Source organism: Variovorax sp. TBS-050B (genome assembly GCF_029893635.1).
GTDB lineage: Bacteria > Pseudomonadota > Gammaproteobacteria > Burkholderiales > Burkholderiaceae_C > Variovorax.
In genome coordinates, this window is the sequence record NZ_JARXYR010000001.1 from 149451 (window position 1) to 165473 (window position 16023).

The 16023-nt window shown below is 63.5% G+C and carries 19 protein-coding genes; 8 read left to right on the forward strand and 11 right to left on the reverse strand.

All coding sequences use genetic code 11. The features are described 5' to 3' along the window. Nucleotides 1-4: 4 nt before the first annotated feature. Genes M2165_RS00690 through M2165_RS00705 form a run of 4 tightly spaced genes read right to left on the reverse strand, consistent with a single transcriptional unit; the run spans nucleotide 5 to nucleotide 3002 of the window. On the reverse strand, nucleotides 5-760 hold the full coding sequence (locus M2165_RS00690; protein WP_280812739.1) for an amino acid ABC transporter ATP-binding protein: 756 nt from the start codon (nucleotides 758-760) through the stop codon (nucleotides 5-7). Nucleotides 761-797: 37 nt separating this feature from the next. Further along, complete coding sequence (locus M2165_RS00695) at nucleotides 798-1625, reverse strand: transporter substrate-binding domain-containing protein (RefSeq protein ID WP_280812740.1); 828 nt, start codon at nucleotides 1623-1625, stop codon at nucleotides 798-800. Nucleotides 1626-1667: 42 nt separating this feature from the next. After that, complete coding sequence (locus tag M2165_RS00700; protein ID WP_280812741.1) at nucleotides 1668-2321, reverse strand: amino acid ABC transporter permease; 654 nt, start codon at nucleotides 2319-2321, stop codon at nucleotides 1668-1670. Nucleotides 2322-2330: 9 nt separating this feature from the next. After that, the gene (locus M2165_RS00705; protein WP_280812742.1) at nucleotides 2331-3002 is read right to left on the reverse strand and encodes an amino acid ABC transporter permease; all 672 of its coding nucleotides are present in this window, start codon (nucleotides 3000-3002) and stop codon (nucleotides 2331-2333) included. A gap of 211 nt (nucleotides 3003-3213) precedes the next feature. Here M2165_RS00705 and M2165_RS00710 point away from each other — a divergent pair, with 211 nt between their 5' ends. Continuing rightward, on the forward strand, nucleotides 3214-4242 hold the full coding sequence (locus M2165_RS00710; protein ID WP_280812743.1) for a LacI family DNA-binding transcriptional regulator: 1029 nt from the start codon (nucleotides 3214-3216) through the stop codon (nucleotides 4240-4242). Nucleotides 4243-4527: 285 nt separating this feature from the next. Here M2165_RS00710 and M2165_RS00715 read toward each other — a convergent pair whose 3' ends face one another. Then, entirely contained in the window at nucleotides 4528-5454 is a 927-nt protein-coding gene (locus M2165_RS00715) for a LysR family transcriptional regulator (RefSeq protein ID WP_280812744.1), read from the reverse strand. Between the two features lie 72 nt (nucleotides 5455-5526). Between M2165_RS00715 and M2165_RS00720 the strand changes: the two genes are divergently transcribed. The 6 genes from M2165_RS00720 to M2165_RS00745 all read left to right on the forward strand — a co-directional run bounded on the left by M2165_RS00720 (nucleotide 5527) and on the right by M2165_RS00745 (nucleotide 9637). After that, on the forward strand, nucleotides 5527-6204 hold the full coding sequence (locus tag M2165_RS00720) for an HAD-IA family hydrolase (RefSeq protein ID WP_280812745.1): 678 nt from the start codon (nucleotides 5527-5529) through the stop codon (nucleotides 6202-6204). Nucleotides 6205-6231: 27 nt separating this feature from the next. Beyond that, entirely contained in the window at nucleotides 6232-7218 is a 987-nt protein-coding gene (locus tag M2165_RS00725) for a tripartite tricarboxylate transporter substrate-binding protein (RefSeq protein ID WP_280812746.1), read from the forward strand. A 14-nt stretch (nucleotides 7219-7232) separates the two neighbouring features. Next, nucleotides 7233-8378: a DSD1 family PLP-dependent enzyme gene (locus M2165_RS00730; RefSeq protein ID WP_280812747.1), complete on the forward strand. Its 1146-nt coding sequence runs from the start codon at nucleotides 7233-7235 to the stop codon at nucleotides 8376-8378. Nucleotides 8379-8400: 22 nt separating this feature from the next. Next, nucleotides 8401-8784, forward strand: a complete 384-nt coding sequence (locus tag M2165_RS00735) for a RidA family protein (RefSeq protein WP_280812748.1) — start codon at nucleotides 8401-8403, stop codon at nucleotides 8782-8784. A gap of 122 nt (nucleotides 8785-8906) precedes the next feature. Next, a complete protein-coding gene (locus M2165_RS00740; RefSeq protein WP_280812749.1) occupies nucleotides 8907-9263 on the forward strand; it encodes a hypothetical protein in 357 nt (118 codons plus the stop codon). Nucleotides 9264-9322: 59 nt separating this feature from the next. After that, on the forward strand, nucleotides 9323-9637 hold the full coding sequence (locus M2165_RS00745) for a hypothetical protein (protein ID WP_280812750.1): 315 nt from the start codon (nucleotides 9323-9325) through the stop codon (nucleotides 9635-9637). 69 nt (nucleotides 9638-9706) lie between these two features. Here M2165_RS00745 and M2165_RS00750 read toward each other — a convergent pair whose 3' ends face one another. The 6 genes from M2165_RS00750 to M2165_RS00775 form a co-directional block, all read right to left on the reverse strand. Next, nucleotides 9707-9934: a hypothetical protein gene (locus M2165_RS00750; RefSeq protein WP_280812751.1), complete on the reverse strand. Its 228-nt coding sequence runs from the start codon at nucleotides 9932-9934 to the stop codon at nucleotides 9707-9709. A gap of 62 nt (nucleotides 9935-9996) precedes the next feature. Next, on the reverse strand, nucleotides 9997-11193 hold the full coding sequence (locus M2165_RS00755) for an MFS transporter (protein ID WP_280812752.1): 1197 nt from the start codon (nucleotides 11191-11193) through the stop codon (nucleotides 9997-9999). 289 nt (nucleotides 11194-11482) lie between these two features. After that, the gene (locus M2165_RS00760) at nucleotides 11483-11869 is read right to left on the reverse strand and encodes a hypothetical protein (protein WP_280812753.1); all 387 of its coding nucleotides are present in this window, start codon (nucleotides 11867-11869) and stop codon (nucleotides 11483-11485) included. 215 nt (nucleotides 11870-12084) lie between these two features. Next, nucleotides 12085-12357, reverse strand: coding sequence for a hypothetical protein (locus tag M2165_RS00765; RefSeq protein WP_280812755.1), 273 nt, complete (start codon nucleotides 12355-12357; stop codon nucleotides 12085-12087). A gap of 505 nt (nucleotides 12358-12862) precedes the next feature. After that, a complete protein-coding gene (locus tag M2165_RS00770; RefSeq protein ID WP_280812756.1) occupies nucleotides 12863-13390 on the reverse strand; it encodes a hypothetical protein in 528 nt (175 codons plus the stop codon). A gap of 133 nt (nucleotides 13391-13523) precedes the next feature. Continuing rightward, nucleotides 13524-14555, reverse strand: a complete 1032-nt coding sequence (locus M2165_RS00775) for a LysR family transcriptional regulator (RefSeq protein WP_280812757.1) — start codon at nucleotides 14553-14555, stop codon at nucleotides 13524-13526. Nucleotides 14556-14762: 207 nt separating this feature from the next. On the opposite strand from M2165_RS00775, the gene M2165_RS00780 reads away from it, so the two are divergent. Beyond that, a complete protein-coding gene (locus tag M2165_RS00780) occupies nucleotides 14763-15977 on the forward strand; it encodes a fumarylacetoacetate hydrolase family protein (RefSeq protein WP_280812758.1) in 1215 nt (404 codons plus the stop codon). Nucleotides 15978-16023 lie beyond the last annotated feature (46 nt).

A 16023-nucleotide genomic window follows, 5' to 3' on the forward strand; every position in this document is an offset into this window, starting at 1 on the left:
TGGCTTAATGCGCCGCCGAGCTCAAGATCTGGCCGAGGAAGGTTTTGAGTTTCGGGTGCTGAGGGTTGCCAAAGAACTCCTCAGGGGGCGCCATCTCGAGGACGCGGCCATCGGCCATGAAAATCACCCGATCGGCCACCTGACGAGCGAATCCCATTTCGTGGGTCACGCAAAGCATCGTCATGCCGTCTTCCGCCAAGCCGATCATGGTGTCGAGCACCTCGCTGACCATTTCGGGATCCAGGGCTGATGTCGGCTCGTCGAACAGCATGACTTTGGGATTCATGCACAAGGCGCGGGCAATGGCTACGCGCTGCTGCTGACCGCCCGAGAGCTGGCTGGGGTACTTGTTCGCCTGCTCCGGGATGCGTACGCGCTTGAGGAACTTCATCGCCGTCGCTTCGGCTTCCTCGCGCCCGATGCCGCGCGAGTGCACCGGAGACAACGTGCAGTTCTGCAGGACGGTCAGATGCGGGAAAAGGTTGAACTGCTGGAACACCATGCCGACTTCACTGCGCACGGCGTCCACGTTCTTGCGTTCGTGACCGGTCAGCTCGATGCCGTCCACGATGATCCGGCCCTTCTGCACCTTTTCCAGGTGATTGATGCAGCGGATGAGAGTGGACTTCCCGGAGCCGGAAGGGCCACAGATGACAATGCGCTCGCCTGGCTGGACCTCAAGATCAACGTCGGTCAGCACTTGGAACTGGCCATACCACTTGTTGGCCTTCTCGATACGGATGATGGGATCGGCAGTCATGGCGGCGCGCTCGTTCGGGGTCGGTGCTGCTCACGCGTTAGTTGGCGAGCGGAAGCGGCGTGGTCGGCAACGCGGGCAGATCGACCTGCAGCCACTTCTTGTAGAGCTTGTTCAGTTCGCCGTTGTCCACGTACTTGCCAATGAAGGCGTCGACGCCCTTGAGCAGATCGGGCTGGCCCAACCGCATCGCCGGCGCCATGTACTGTTGCCGTAGCACCAGCTTGTTCTCGTATTCGCCGTTGGTGCGCTTGTCGATCTGCTGCGCGATGGTCGTGGCGCAACCAAGTGCATCCACCTGGCCGGACAGGAGTGCCTGCATGGCAGATGCGTCGTCATCGAACCGGCGGATGTCCGTGCCCTCCGGAGCGACGGCGGTGAGCGCCGTGTCCTGCGTGCTTGCGCGAGCGACAGCGACGCGCACGCCCTTGAGATCCGCGGGCGCCTTGATGTTCATCTTCTTCCGGCCGTACAGCACGATGGTTGCTGCGCTGTGGGGGCGCGAGAACTGAACCTGCTTGGCACGTTCCGGCGTCGGGGAGAACGACGCGATCAGCAGGTCGACCTTGTTGGTTAGCAGGAAGGGGATACGGTTCGGGCCAGTGACGGGCACCAGATTCAGCTTGACCCCCCACTCCTTTGCCAGCAGCTTGGCGACATCGGCGTCGTAGCCGTCAGGCTGATTGGAGCTGTCCACCGTGCCATACGGCGGGAAATCGACGAGAAGTCCGACCGTCAGCGTGCCCTTCTTCTTGATTTCTTCGACCGTCTGGGCCGAAGCGTTCAGGGTGTGCGAGGCGAGTAGCACGCCGCACAGCGCGGCGGAGGCGAAAGTCAGCAGGCTACGGCGTTGGATGGCGTGGAACATGATGTCTCCTAGGGAAAGTGCATTGGCCGAAAGTGACGCGAGCTAGCGAGCGGCGGCGAGCTTCAGTTGCCGCTCCATTCGACCGGCCAGCAGCGAAAGCGGCCAGCACAGCGCGAAATAGACTGCACCGACCACGCTGAACACGATCAGTGGTTGGAAGGTGGCGTTGTTGATGATCTGGCCTGCCCGAGTGATCTCGGTGAAGCCGATGATTGCCGCCAGCGAGGTTCCCTTGACGACTTGGACGAGATAGCCGACGGTGGGCGGCAGGGCAATCTTCCAGGCTTGTGGCAGCACGACCAGGCGCATGCGTGCGAAGTAGTGCAGACCGAGCGCGTGAGCTGCTTCCCATTGGCCTCGGGGAATTGCCTGGATGCATCCTCTCCAGATTTCACCGAGGAAGGCGCTGGTGTTGAGAATCAACGCGACGCCGGCTGCGAGCCACGGGCTGACGTCGAGCCCAAGAATCGGTGCGCCAAAGAACACCAGGAACAGTTGCATGAGCAGAGGCGTGCCCTGAAACACCTGCGTGAAGATCGTGGCGATGCGTTCCAGCACCGCGTTCTCCGAGGTCCGAGCGAGAGCGATGACCAGCCCTCCAATGGCCCCGCCGATGAAGGCGATCAGCGAAAGAAGAATCGTCCATTGCGCTGCCTGCAGGATGAACAGAACATCACCGATACCGAATGTCCGCACGGCGCCTCCTCAGCGACGGTCCGGATACGACAGCGCGCGGCGCTGAATCGTGCGGAAGATGAATGAAAAGGCGAGAGCCAGCGACAGGTAGATCCCGGTGACGACGATGTAGATCTCGAAACTGCGGAAGGTCTGCGACTGGAGGTTTGCTGCAACGGAGGTGAGGTCGTCAGCCGAAATGACCGATACCACGCTCGACGTCAGCATGAGCAGGATGAACTGACTCGACAGCGCCGGGAAGATCGCCCTGAGTGCGGGCTTGAGCACAACCAGACGGAAGATCTGATGGGGCTTCAAGTTCAATGCCAAGCCCGCTTCGATCTGTCCCTTCGGGATCGATTCGATTCCGGCCCGGATGATTTCGGTCGCATAGGCGCCGAGGTTCACGACCATCGCAGTCAGCGCAGCGGTATGAGGCGACCAGCGCAGGCCCACCGCGGGCAAAGCAAAGAAGAAGAAGAACAGCTGAATCAGAAACGGCGTGTTTCGAATCACCTCGATATAGGCATTGCCCGCCATGCGCACCGGCGCAGGGCCCGAGGTCTTCCCCCACGCACAGACGATCGCAACAACGAGCCCGAGGATCGTCGCGCTGATGGACAACTGAACCGTGATCCACGTGCCCTGCAAGAGCAGCGGCCACGCGGCAAGAACAGCGTCGAACTGGAACTGGTAGTTCACGAGGTTTCCCCGTGGACCCCGGCGTCGGGAAGACACATTGGCATGTGGAATCGCATGTTCGCCTCGCGTTTACTGGAACGGTTGAATAGAATTATTGGATCGTTCCAATGGAGGGTCAATGAGTGCTAGGGTAAGCACTTAGCCCGCCGCTCAGGAGCCCGAGCCCTTGTGGGACCCGCGGGCTCGCGGGGCGTCTCGCGTAGAGTGGAGGTTGTCGAAGAAGATCATGCGAAAAACCGTCACATCCCGGCCCGTCACCATCCTTGACGTGGCAGCAGCCGCGAAGCTCTCCAAGTCCACCGTTTCGCTTGTCTTAAAGGGCAGCCCGCTTATCCCGGCCGAGACGGCCGACCGCGTCCGCGCGGCGGCCAGCGAACTCGGATACGTCTACAACAGCCGTGCCGGCGAGTTGCGCGGCGGCAGGTCAAAGACCATCGGAGTGGTCGTCAACGATCTCGCCAACCCCTTCTTCGCGGAGATCCTCGTTGGCGTGGAGCGAAAGCTCGTCGAGGCGGGGTATATCGTGCTGATGGCCCATACCAATGAAGACGTCGATCGCCAGCGAGACGTGTTACGCATCATGCGTGAGCAAGGGGCCGCCGGAACCGTGTTGTGCCCTGCCTATGGCACGCCGCGCGCCTTCACGAAGGAAGTGGAAGCCTCGGGCATGCCGTTGGTCGTGATGGTTCGAACATTGGGTCCTGGAAAGTACGACTTCGCCGGGGCGGATAACGAGCGCGGGATCTATGCCGCGACAAAGCACCTGCTGGACGCGGGACACAAGAAGATCGGATTTCTGGGCGGACTGACCGGCGTAGTCCTCGAACAGCGCCTGAACGGATTCAGGGCGGCACTCGCAGAGCGAAAGATCAAATTCGACGAAAGCTTGGTGGTCGCGGCGCAACCGACCCGACGCAGCGGATCTGAGGCGATGAGGTCGCTCTTGGACATGAAGCCTCGTCCAACTGCGGCCGTTTGCTACAACGACGTGGTGGCCTTTGGTGCGTTGTCCGCGCTTGGCGAGCGCGGATTGCATGCCGGAAGGGATTTTGCGCTGACGGGCTTCGACAACGTTCGGGATGCCGCGCATTCGAACCCGCCATTGACAACGGTCGACATTCAACCCGATGCCCTGGGCGAGCATGCGGCGACGCTTTTGCTGAATCGAATTCAGGAGCCAGCGCGCGCTCGGCAGGTATATCTGGCGGAGCCACAGTTGGTCATCAGACAGTCGGCCTAGCCGTCATTTGCGCTCTTCGTTGCCCGACGCAGACTTGCGCATCGCTGCCAGCGACTCCTGAGCTTCCGCCATCGGACCCATCCCAGCGTCGGCTTTGGGCGCGTGCACGACGCCGGCGCGACCGGCTACAGTCGGCCATGAGCGGACATAGCGCAGGTCTGGCCAAATTGGACGCCAAAAGCGTTCTCCCCTCGACGATGCACCGGGTCCATTCGCCCGCAAGCAGTCATTGATTGGAGCGGCCTTGCACGTCGGCCGCTTGGTCGTCGCGCACCGCCCGCGGATTCACGGATGCGACTCGGCGCCACGCCCGTCCGATCGACCCGCCGCCTCCATCAGGAAACTGACCAGCGCCTGCACCCTCGCGCTGCGTCCCTTGCGCGTGGGCACCAGCACCACCACCGGGGCGGCGCCAAATTCCCAGTCCGCCATCACACGCTCGAGGCGGCCGGCGGCCAGGGCTTCGGCGGCATCCCATTGGGAACGGAGCACGATGCCCAGGCCATCCTCGGCCCATTGGCGGGCCACGCTGCCGTCGTTGCTGACGAACGCCGGGTTGATGCGCAGCGTCTCGCTCTTGCGGGCGCCGCTGCCCGCGGGCCGCATGTGCCAAAGTGTCACGTCCTCGTCGTTCTCGCGGATGCAGATGCAGGCGTGATAGGCCAGGTCCGCCGGGTTGCGGGGCGTGCCGTGCTCGCGCAGGTAGCCGGGGCTCGCGCACAGCCAGCGTTCGTTGGAAGCGAGCGTATGGGCCACCCAGGACGAGTCGCGCACCGTGCCCACGTGCACCACGGCGTCGGAATCGTGCCTGTCGGGCCACGGCGTTTCGCGCAGGTCCAGCTGCAGCCGCAGGGCCGGATGCAGGCGGGAGAAACGGGACAGCCACGGCGCGACCTGCGTGCGGCCATAGCCAAAGGACGCGGCCACCCGCAGCGTTCCGCTCAGGCGCCGGTCGTCGCGCTGCAGGGATTCGCGCAGGCCGTCGAACTTCAGCAGGAGTTCATAGGCCTCGCGCCCGAACCGTTCGCCTTCGGAGGTCAGGTGCAGCTTGCGCGACGTGCGGTTGGCAAGCACCAAGCCCAGCGACGCCTCGAGCTTGCGCAAACGCATCGACAGCGCGGGCGGCGTGACACCGAGCGAGCGCGCAGCCGCGCTGAGCGAGCTCTCGCGCAACAGCGCGGCAGCCAGGCGAAGGTCTTCGATCTGCATCATTCAACGGAGCTTAACTATTGATGACGCAAGAGTGAAGCCCGAAAGCGCCTTGGCACACCTAAAGTGAGCGGCATGCAAGACATTTCCACTCCCATTGCCGCCGCGGCCGGGCGCTATCCCCGGGCCGTGCTATTCGACCTGCTCACTGCGCTGCTCGACTCGTGGGCCGTCTGGAACGCGGCTGCGGGCTCCGAGCAGATGGGCCGTACCTGGCGCGCCGAGTACCTGCGGCTCACCTATGGCTGCGGCGCCTACGTGCCCTACGAAGACCTGGTGCGACAGGCTGCCGCCACCGTGAGGTTGCCCGCCAGCGCCCCCCAGTCGCTGGAGGACCATTGGGACGAACTGCCCGCATGGAGCGGCGCCACCGAACTGCTGCGGGCGCTTCAGCCTCACTGCAAGCTGGCCGTGGTGACCAACTGCTCGCGGCGTTTGGGCCAGCGTGCCGCCGATCGCCTGGGAATCGAGTGGGACGTGGTCGTGACCTCCGAGGAGGCGGGCTTCTACAAGCCCGATCCGAGGCCCTACCGGCTCGCCCTGGAGCGTCTGGACGTGCAGCCGGCCGAGGCAGCCTTCGTTGCCGGTTCAGGCTATGACATGTTCGGCACCGCCAGCGTGGGCCTGCGCACCTACTGGCACAACCGCGTCGGCCTCGCCCGGCCCGAAGGCGCGCCGCCGGCGGAGGTCGAGTCGCCCACGCTCGATGACGCGTTGCCATGGCTGCGCGGCTTCCGACCGGTCGCTTCCTGATTCAACCCACCACTCCAGGACCTGCCCATGATCCGCTCCCTTCGCATGGCCGGCAGCCTTGCTGGCCTCTGTGCCGGCTTGCTGGCCGCATCCGGCGCATTCGCACAGGCGTTTCCGAACCGCCCGGTCACCTTGATCGTTCCCTTCCCGGCCGGCGGCCCCAGCGATGCACTGGCCCGCGCTGTCGCACAGAAGATGGCTGCGCCCCTGGGCCAGCCCATCGTCATCGAGAACCTCGGCGGCGCGAATGGCGTCATCGGCCTGACGAAGGCGACCAAGGCCGCCGCCGATGGCTACACGATCTCCTTCGGAGGCATCGGCACGCATGTGGCCAACCTCGCGCTGTACAAGAAGTTGGCCTACGACCCCGTCGCCGATTTCGCGCCCATCGGCCCCGCAGGCGCGGCGCCGATGCTGCTGCTGGCGCGCGCCGACCTGCCGGCGAACGATCTGCGCGAGTTCAGCGCCTGGCTGGCGAAGCACAAGGACAAGGCCTCCTACGGCAGCGCGGGCGTCGGGTCGATTTCGCACTATGGCTGCGTGCTGTTGCTGTCTTCCCTCGGCCATAACGCCACGCACGTGCCCTACAAGGGGGTTGCGCCGGCCATCAATGACCTGATGGGCGGGCAGACCGATTTCATGTGCGACCAGACCACCACCGCGCTGCCGCAGGTCGCCGGTGGGCGCATCAAGGCCGTCGGCGTGCTGTCGGGCACGCGCCTCGCGCAGCTGCCGCGCGCAGCCACCGCTGCGGAAAGCGGCCATGCCCTGGACGTGCGGTCCTGGAATGCCTTCTTCGCCCCGCGCGGCACCCCGCAGCCCGTGCTCGCCAGACTGACGGGCGCGCTGCAGCAGGCAGTGGGGGATCCGGCGCTTCGCAAGCAGATGGAAGGGCTGGGCGTCGACTTGCCCGCACCCGCCGATGCAACGCCCGAGGCCGTCACCGCCCTCATCGCGCGCGGCATCCGCGACGACGTGCCGGCCCTCAAGGCCAAAGGCCAATACCTGGACTGACCCGAAAGAACAATATGCAGAACAACCTCCCGAATCTTGCCGGGATCGACACCCCCGCAGCGATCGTGGCGCTTGAGCGCATGCAGCGGAACATCGCGCGGATGCAGCAGCAGGCCGATGCGTTGGGCGTGCGCTTCCGCCCGCACGTGAAGACCAGCAAATGCGCGGATGTGGTCGCGGCCCAGCTTGCCGCCGGCGCGACGGGCATCACGGTGTCGACGCTGAAGGAGGCCGACCAGTTCTTCGCCCGCGGCGTGACCGACATCCTCTACGCCGTCGGCATGGCGCCGCACCGGCTCGCACATGCGCTGGACCTGGGCCGGCGCGGCTGCGCGCTGCAGATCCTGACCGACAGCGTCGACGGCGCGCAGGCCATCGCCGAATACGGCCGCGCGCACGACCACGCCTTCGAGGTGCTCATCGAGATCGACACCGACGGTCACCGCTCCGGCATCAAGCCGGGCGAGGACCTCCTGCTCGAGGTCGGCCGCGTGCTGCACGAGGGCGGCATGCGCCTGGCCGGCGTGCTCACGCATGCGGGCTCCAGCTACGAACTGCACACGCCCGAGGCCCTGGCCGCCCTGGCCGAGCAGGAACGCGCCGGCTGCGTGCAGGCTGCGCAACGCCTGCGCGACGCGGGCCTGCCGTGCGCCATCGTGTCGGTAGGCTCCACGCCCACGGCGCTGGAAGCCGCGTCGCTGGAGGGCGTGACCGAACTGCGCGCCGGGGTCTATGTCTTCTTCGATCTGGTGATGCGCAACGTCGGCGTCTGCAGCGTCGAAGACATCGCGCTGAGCGTGCTCACCACCGTCATCGGGCACCAGGCCGACAAGGGCTGGGCCATCGTCGATGCCGGCTGGATGGCCATGAGCCGCGACCGGGGCACGGGCAAGCAGCAGCGCGACTACGGCTATGGCCAGGTGTGCACCGTGGACGGGACGCCGATCGAGGGCTACCTGCTGTCGGCCGCCAACCAGGAGCACGGCATCCTGTCGCGCGAGGGGGCCGCGGACCCGGACATCGCATCGCGCTTCCCGGCCGGAACCCGCTTGCGCATACTGCCCAACCATGCCTGCGCGACCGGCGCGCAGTTCCCGGCCTACCAGGCGCTGGCCGCGGATGGCACGGTGCAAACCTGGGAGCGCTTCCATGGTTGGTGAGAACGCCCCTGAACCCCGCGATATGTCGGACCCGGTCCATGTCGCAGTGCCCGCCCTGGCCCGGCCGGGCGGCCACTACAGCCATGCCGCCGTGGGCGGCGGCCTGGTCTTCATCGCCGGGCAACTGCCGATCACGCCGGAGGGCGAGCGTCTGGTCGAGGCGGCGTTCGAAGTCCAGGCGGCGCAGATGCTCGCGAACATGCAGGCCGCCTTGCTGGCCGCGGGCTCAGGCATCGACAGGCTGCTGCAGGTGAGGGTCTACCTCGACGACGTCGCCAACTGGCCGGCGTTCGACAGGATCTATGCGCAGTGGGCCGGCCCATCGCGCCCGGCCAGGACCATCGTGCCGACCGGGCCGCTGCACTTCGGGTTCAAGGTCGAGATGGACGCGATGGCGCTTGCGTGATCGGACGATTGACCGCTGAGGGGCGGTGCGAGTGGCTACGGTCGGCCCAGGAGCTGACGTTCGTCCCGTACCTCCGCAAGCAGACCGAAGGATTCAGGTGAAGAACTCGAAGGAACTTTCCGATGGTCATAGTGAGACAGCATGGCGAAGCGGGGCAACTGTTCGACATCTCCTCCTTCCTTGCTGACGTCGACTGCTTTTTTCGTCCCGAACAGTGGCAGATTTCTGTCGAGAGTTGTTTGGGCTCGAATGCGTTGAGCATCGAGGAAGCGTCGTTTCCCGGCCTCTGTCTTTCAGACGCCGAGTTTCGTTCCCTCTATCGTGGCATCTATCAGACCATCGACGGGCGATTCTGCGGATTCGCAAAAGGACAGCGCTTGTTCGAATTTGTGGTTGTGGATTCCTCGTATTGGGAGGTAACTGGTCCGCCTGCATTTGAAGCGCACATACTTGCAACATATGGGGCCTGGAATCGGTGAGCCGCAAACGACTGGAAGCACGCCCAGGCCCGACGGTTACAGACGACCATTCGAATGCTATGCACGAGCTCAATCTTTCGCTCCCTCGCGTTGATTGCGACTTCAACGCCTATGCTTTGAGCAACGAGCTGGATGACGTCTGTTACTACTCGTTCAGGGAAGACATTGACAGACTCGCATCCTTGGTTGGCGAAGTGGTCGTCCTATTTGACTATGACACTCCCGGTGAAATCACTGCTTGCGAGGCGGTCATCGAACGCTATGAGCAAGGTTGGCGCGGAGACCCGGAGCGCTCATCTTGGTTCTGTGGATGGAGAGCGAGGCGAATTGATGGAACTTGGTTCAGCGGCGCGATCCCATGGGACAACGAGTAGCCGTTTCGCCAGAACCGGGCAGTCATCTAGACGTCCGCTTACGCACACTCCAGACTTCCGGTTTGGGCCCTAAGTTGAAGTTCGTTTTGCTCCGAAGCGGTCGTTCAGTTCGGCGTCAACCGTGTGAAACGGCCCATCTTTCGGGCTTCTCTCGGTCTCGGCGAAGTAAGAAATGAATTCGTCATCGGTATTGAGCTCGTGCTGGACCCGCTCGATGTGGTGAGACAGTTCGGCAGCACGAAGCACAGCCGAGAAGCCTTCAATGTTGTCCGAGGCAGCTCTCTGCAAGGACTGCACGCTTGTTCCTGGCCAACAGCATCTGAGGCATCTTTTTGGCCGCTTCCCGCCCATTGCCAGCGTCATTTCCATCTCTTCGTCTTTTCCGCACGGGCGATGAACAAGGCGGTTGCAAGCGACAGCAATGAAGCTGTCAACATCGCGCCGAGGACTGCAACGCTTGCATTCGGCGCGTCCACGACCAACCCCGAAGCAAAGGCAATGATGCCCGCACCGATCAAGGTCAAGGCCGCCGCCAACCCCGATGCAGTTCCCGCAAGACCCGGGTGAAAAGAAAGCACTCGTGCATTTGCCGCTGGCATCGTCAGTCCATTGCCCAGTCCGACGCTGACGCACGGGCCGAAGAACGCAAGCGGGTGTGTCACGCCGGCGATCATCAAGCCGAGCCCGATCAGAAGGCCCGAGCAAGTGAGGATGCGGCCTGCAACGATGAACTCTGTGGAGGAACGGTGGGAACTCGTGCGTCCCACAAAGTAGCTTCCAACGATGAAGCCAGCCGGCACCATTCCCATATAGAGGCCGAGCGCCGTGCCGGACGTGTCGTGCAGTTGTGCTGCAACCAACGGTGCTCCACTCAGAAAAACGTACAACGTTCCTATGGCCAACGCCATGCAGAGAGCGTATGCGCTGAACCGCGTCGAGCGAAGTAGGTCGCCATACCCCCTGAACTGCACCCCCATGGACTTCGATGGGTGACGGTTCGTCTCTCGCAAATGAAACGCGACCAGGTACACGCCGGCGAACCCCAGGAGTGCGAATGCAATGAAGTTTGCACGCCAACCGAAGTGCGTATCGAGCATTCCACCGAAGAGGGGTCCGATCATCGGGGCCACGGCCCAAGCGGAGGAGACATAGCCAATCCGGCTGGCCGCTGCACGCTCGTCCGAGGTATCGCGAATGGCAGCCAGGGAGACTGCGTACCCCGCGGTCACGGCCCCCTGTAACCATCGACACAACAAGAACGTGCGAATGTCTGTCGCCAAGCTGCAGCCGATCGAGGCGATCGTGAAAACGGTCAAAGCAACCAGCGCGATGGGCTTGCGTCCAAAGCGGTCTGAGAGGGCGCCCGCGATCAAGTGTGTGAAGGCCGTGGCCACGGCGTATCCGGCAATAGCGGCGTTGACCACGAAAAATTCCACACCAAGATCCCTGGCAATGCTAGGCAACGAAGGCACGAACATGTTGACCGGCAGGACCGCGAGTGCAGAAACGGCAATCAAGACAAAAAGAGGCGGCGCTTGCTGGGCTTGCGAGGGCATTACGGCTGAACTCCTTGACTTGGGGCCCTCGGAGTTCCGGGAGCCTTGGGTGACCTGGTCACGGAGGCGATGCGGTTGCACGGCCTTGATCAGCTCATGTTGGGTCAACAGGAGTCAACGTGTCGCCAGTCCTTATGAGGCCGGGCGAGGTGATGAGCAGTCGGAACGCTGCTCGGAGAGCGGGTGAGCTCGAATGAGTAGATTGTGCCCCACCGGTGAACGGCAGCTTCTGGCCGAGGTCAGGCCAGCGGTTCGATTCGTACTTCCGCTTTTGGCCGACGGTAGTCGGTCAGATGGCACCAAGCTTCAACGCCCGGTCGAACGAGTTCCTGTCCCGCGTTGCTAGAAACATCGTCGGGGTTCCGGCACCCAAGACATGCAGCGGCAGCGCGGCCTCAACTTGAGCCCAAAATCCCGTAGCTTGGTCCGGCGGCAGCGGGGCGAAGCCGAAGTGGTTAACAGATGAGCGATAGCAGTACGGCCTCGGACGCTCTTCGTACACGTACCACTCATCAAAACCGGGCGCAGGCAGGTCGGAAACGGCGGTTATCTTGGGGCTTACAGCAATTCTATCCACGACCTCCCAACCGGATCGCAACTCGGCCTCGGTCGGCTTGTAATAGCCGCTGTCACATGAAGCAATGGCCACATGTCTCCCGAGAACCAGTTCGGGCATACGGTCAAGTAAGTCAAAGAGTGATGGGTCCCAGTCATAAGACCACTGCACGACCGAATAATTCAGCTTATGTCCCGCAAGATGGACCACAAACGCCTCCTCTTGATTAGCCGATACGTGAACCAGCGACTTATGTTGAACATCTGAGGTTGCTAGCCGCCTCGGTTCTGACCACTGGCGGAAGGGCCGCTTATGGCCGAAGGCAGCCGATTGAGCTAGCTCGCTGATTTGCGCTCAATGCGAATTACCTGCGGGTCAACGGCATCCATGAACATGTAGCAGCGGCCGAAGAGCGCCGCCTTTCCATGATCATCAAACACATTGGGCCCCGCGCCGGTGATGAGGACCTCATCAGTGGCCAGGGCGTCCAGGTGCCGCTGCTGAATCTCTGGCCAGTGGCCGTCAACCAGATCCTTGAGGACGATCGTCGCGACATCGTGGTTGTAGTGAATAAGAATGTTGCCGTCCTTCATCGCGACCGGGTTCATGTCAACGTGAGCGTGAAAAACGCTTCGAAGGGCGGCCATAGCGTGCGCCTCAGCAGCATTGTCTGACAGTCCGTCCGGAAGTATGGAAATGGTGCCCTCGCGAAACACAGCGAAGTCTCGTGAGCCGTTGCAGTACGTGTGGGTTCTATCTACAACTTTATCGACAGGAATCGGGTAGGTCGGCCTCCACGCGGGGACCGGAGGAAACTGCCTGGCCGTCGGAGCTTGCGCCGGCCTCAACCGGTGGGCGTTACGCGGTTCACTAGCTTTCTTCTTGAATGGCCAAATCATGCTATTGGTTCAATTCCATACAGGCTAACAAGCCGCCAATGCTACAGATTGGGCGGCAGGTCCGCCGTCCGCTCCTGGCCCGCAAGCGGCCTGCAGGAGGAATGCTACTGCGTCGTGCTGCGTATCGAGCCGCTGAGCTTCTCCTGCTGTTAGCATCCATGACTCAGGCCATTGAACCGGAGACTTTCGGATCGCCGTAGAAGCGGTCTTTCTTCTACGATTCGCGCGGCGTATTGTCCTCGCTGACGTGATCTAGCAGATCGTCAACGGTGTTGAAGGACACCGTTTCTGCATCCACTTCTCGCGCATCGACAGCAAGGTCTTCAAGAGCGAGTTGTTCGTCAAGCTGGGCATGGATCCAGCTGTCGGGAAACTGGCGCGGCGCTTCGAAGCGCAGGAGTGTCGCCCCGGCGAACACAACGACAGATTTCAAGATCAAGTCGGAGCGCAGGCTGGTGGTTTCCTGCACTGGCTCGTCACCGACCGCCGCTTCAATCTCGTCTGCGATCTGGTCGATGATCAGGTCCCACTGCGTTGGCGAGATGCCGAGCATTTGGTCGATGCCGCGCAGCAGAGCCGCAACGTCCGGTGCTCCCCCGTCCTGGAGCTCAGGATCGACGTTGACCCAAACGTCAGCTTGCGCTGCCAACACGCGAGCCCGGCCCACCACAATGTCTTCTCTCACCTCGACATCGGTGAGTACCCCGCTGCTTGCGATCGCCTCTCTGATTTTGTGGATCACCCCGTCTCCCCCTGCGAAAGTGCCGTCCAAGTCTGCTGACGGCCGATAGTACCCATTTGCGCTGCCCAGGGGATTCGGCAACCGCTGCGTAGCTGCCCGTCGGATGTGCCTGCTTCAGCTGCGTGGCCTCCCATCATCGCGCAGGCGGAAGACCTCGTGGCTTGGGCCTGGCAACGGCCGTTGCTCTTTCGACCGATGCCGCTTCGGCCTCGCGGTCCGACATCTTGCGGATCACGTCCATGAACGCCAGCACGGCCGTACTGGGCGGCTCGCCTTGCAGCGTGATCAGGCCGAAGTCTGGTACGCGGTTGGGGAGCTCGGCCGCGATGCGCGTCAGCAGCCCACGCCGCACGTACTTGTCCACCAGCGCGGAGGGCTGCAGCGACAGCATGGTCGTGTTTTGCATCAGTTCCAATGCGAACAGGAACGACGGCGTCTCGACGATGCCCGAAGTGAGCGACAGGCCCGTGCTGCGGAAGATGTCGTCCGATACCTTGCGCAGCGCCGTGGATGTCGGATAGAGAATCCATGGCCAGTTCGACAGTTCCTTCAGTCCGGGGGGCTTCCGTCCCCGCAGCGGATGGTGCACGCCTGCGGTGATCTGCAAACCTTCACCGGTCAGGTTTTCGTAGTGGAACTGGCCGCGCTGGGATTCGTCGGTGAAACGGCCGATCATGACGTCGATCTTGCGTTCGGCCAGCCACACGATCAGCTGATCGCTGCTCTGTTCCAGCACCTTCACCACCAGCAGCGGCCGCAGGCGCTGCAGCTCGGCCACCGCGGCGATCAGCAGATGCGCCGCCGCACCGGAGATCGCGCCGATCGACAGATGGCCGTGCCCGCCCAGTTTCAGGTCGCTGAACTCATCCACGAACTTGCGGTGGCCGTCCAGTGCCGAGTGCGCATAACGCAGGGTGAAGAGCCCGAGCTCGTTCGGTTGCATGTCGCGCGGCAGGCGATCGAAGAGGCGCGCCTCCAGCATTTCCTCGATGTCCATCAACACCTTGGTGGCCGCCGACTGCGTGATGTACATCTGCTCGGCGGTCAGGCGCAGATTGCGCGTCTTGCCCAGGATATCGAGGAACTGCAGGTGCCGGAAACGCAGCCGCGAGACCTGCGCCAGCATCAGGGGTTTGTCAGAGGTCTGGCCTGAACTCATCAGCATTTGGAATGGATGCTAGCGAAAAAGTCAGTGGACCGGCAGGGGGCCGTCACCTAGCCTTCGGATGCATCAAGCACGGCTGCGCAGGGAGCCGGCGACGCGCGGCAAGGTCGCCGTGGCGACACGTGGGTGTCCGACGAAGAGATCGCCCGCCGCCCGCGCGACTTGCCCGCGCTGCAGGTGCATTGGCGAAACCCCAAGGAAATCTGAATGACTGCAACAACGACGGCCATGCCGGTGCGCACCGATGGCCTGCACCCGGTGCTGCCGCAGGACGGCCTGGCCGGAACGCTCGTCGGTCGTGTCTGGCGTGCCGGCGCGCCGGCGGGCCCGGCCGTGGTGGTGCTGCGCCCCGATGGCGTGTTCGATCTGAGCAAGCACTTCCCCACCATGAGCACGCTGCTGGAGACCGAGCAGCCGGCGCAGGCCGTGCGTTCGGTGGCCGGCGAGTTCCTGTGCAGCGTCGATGCACTGCTCGACAACAGCAAGGCGCAAGGGCAGGACCCCACCGTTCCCTGGCTGCTGGCGCCCTGCGACCTGCAGGTGGTCAAGGCCGCCGGCGTGACCTTTGCGGGCAGCATGATCGAACGCGTGATCGAGGAGCAGGCCGGCGGCGACGCCAGTCGTGCGCTCGCGCTACGCAACCAGATCACGGGGTTGATCGGCACCAGCCTGTCCGACGTCCGTCCCGGCTCTGCCGAAGCGCTGACACTGAAGAACCTGCTGCAGCAGCAGAAGCTGTGGTCGCAATACCTGGAGGTCGGCATCGGGCCCGATGCCGAGGTCTTCACCAAGGCGCCGGTGCTGGCGTCGGTGGGGCATGGCCAGGACATCGGCATCCGCGCCGAATCGACCTGGAACAACCCCGAGCCCGAGGTGGTGCTGGCCGTCAGCAGCCGCGGTGACATCGTCGGCGCTGCGCTGGGCAACGACGTCAACCTGCGCGACATCGAAGGCCGCAGCGCACTGCTGCTCGGCAAGGCCAAGGACAACAACGCGTCCTGCGCCATCGGTCCGTTCATCCGCCTGTTCGACGCTCACTTCGGCCTCGACCAGTTGCGCCACGAGACCGTGCACCTGCAGGTGACCGGCGACGACGGCTACACGCTGCGAGGCATCAACACCATGGTCAGCATCAGCCGCGACCCGGTCGACCTGGTGGCGCAGACACTGGCCTGCCACCAGTATCCCGACGGTTTCATGCTGTTCCTGGGCACGCTGTTCGCGCCCACCGAAGACCGGGACGCGCCGGGCGGCGGTTTCACCCACAAGCTGGGCGACGTGGTCAGCATCCACAGCCCCTGGCTGGGCTGCCTGAGGAACCGGGTGGCCCATTGCGAGGCGGCATCGCCATGGCGCTTCGGCCTGCGTGCCTTGATCGGCAACCTGGCCGACCGCGGCCTGCTGCAGGGCGCGCAGCTGTGACGGCCATGCGCCGCAGGATTCCTTTCAACCCAAGGAGACAAGCATG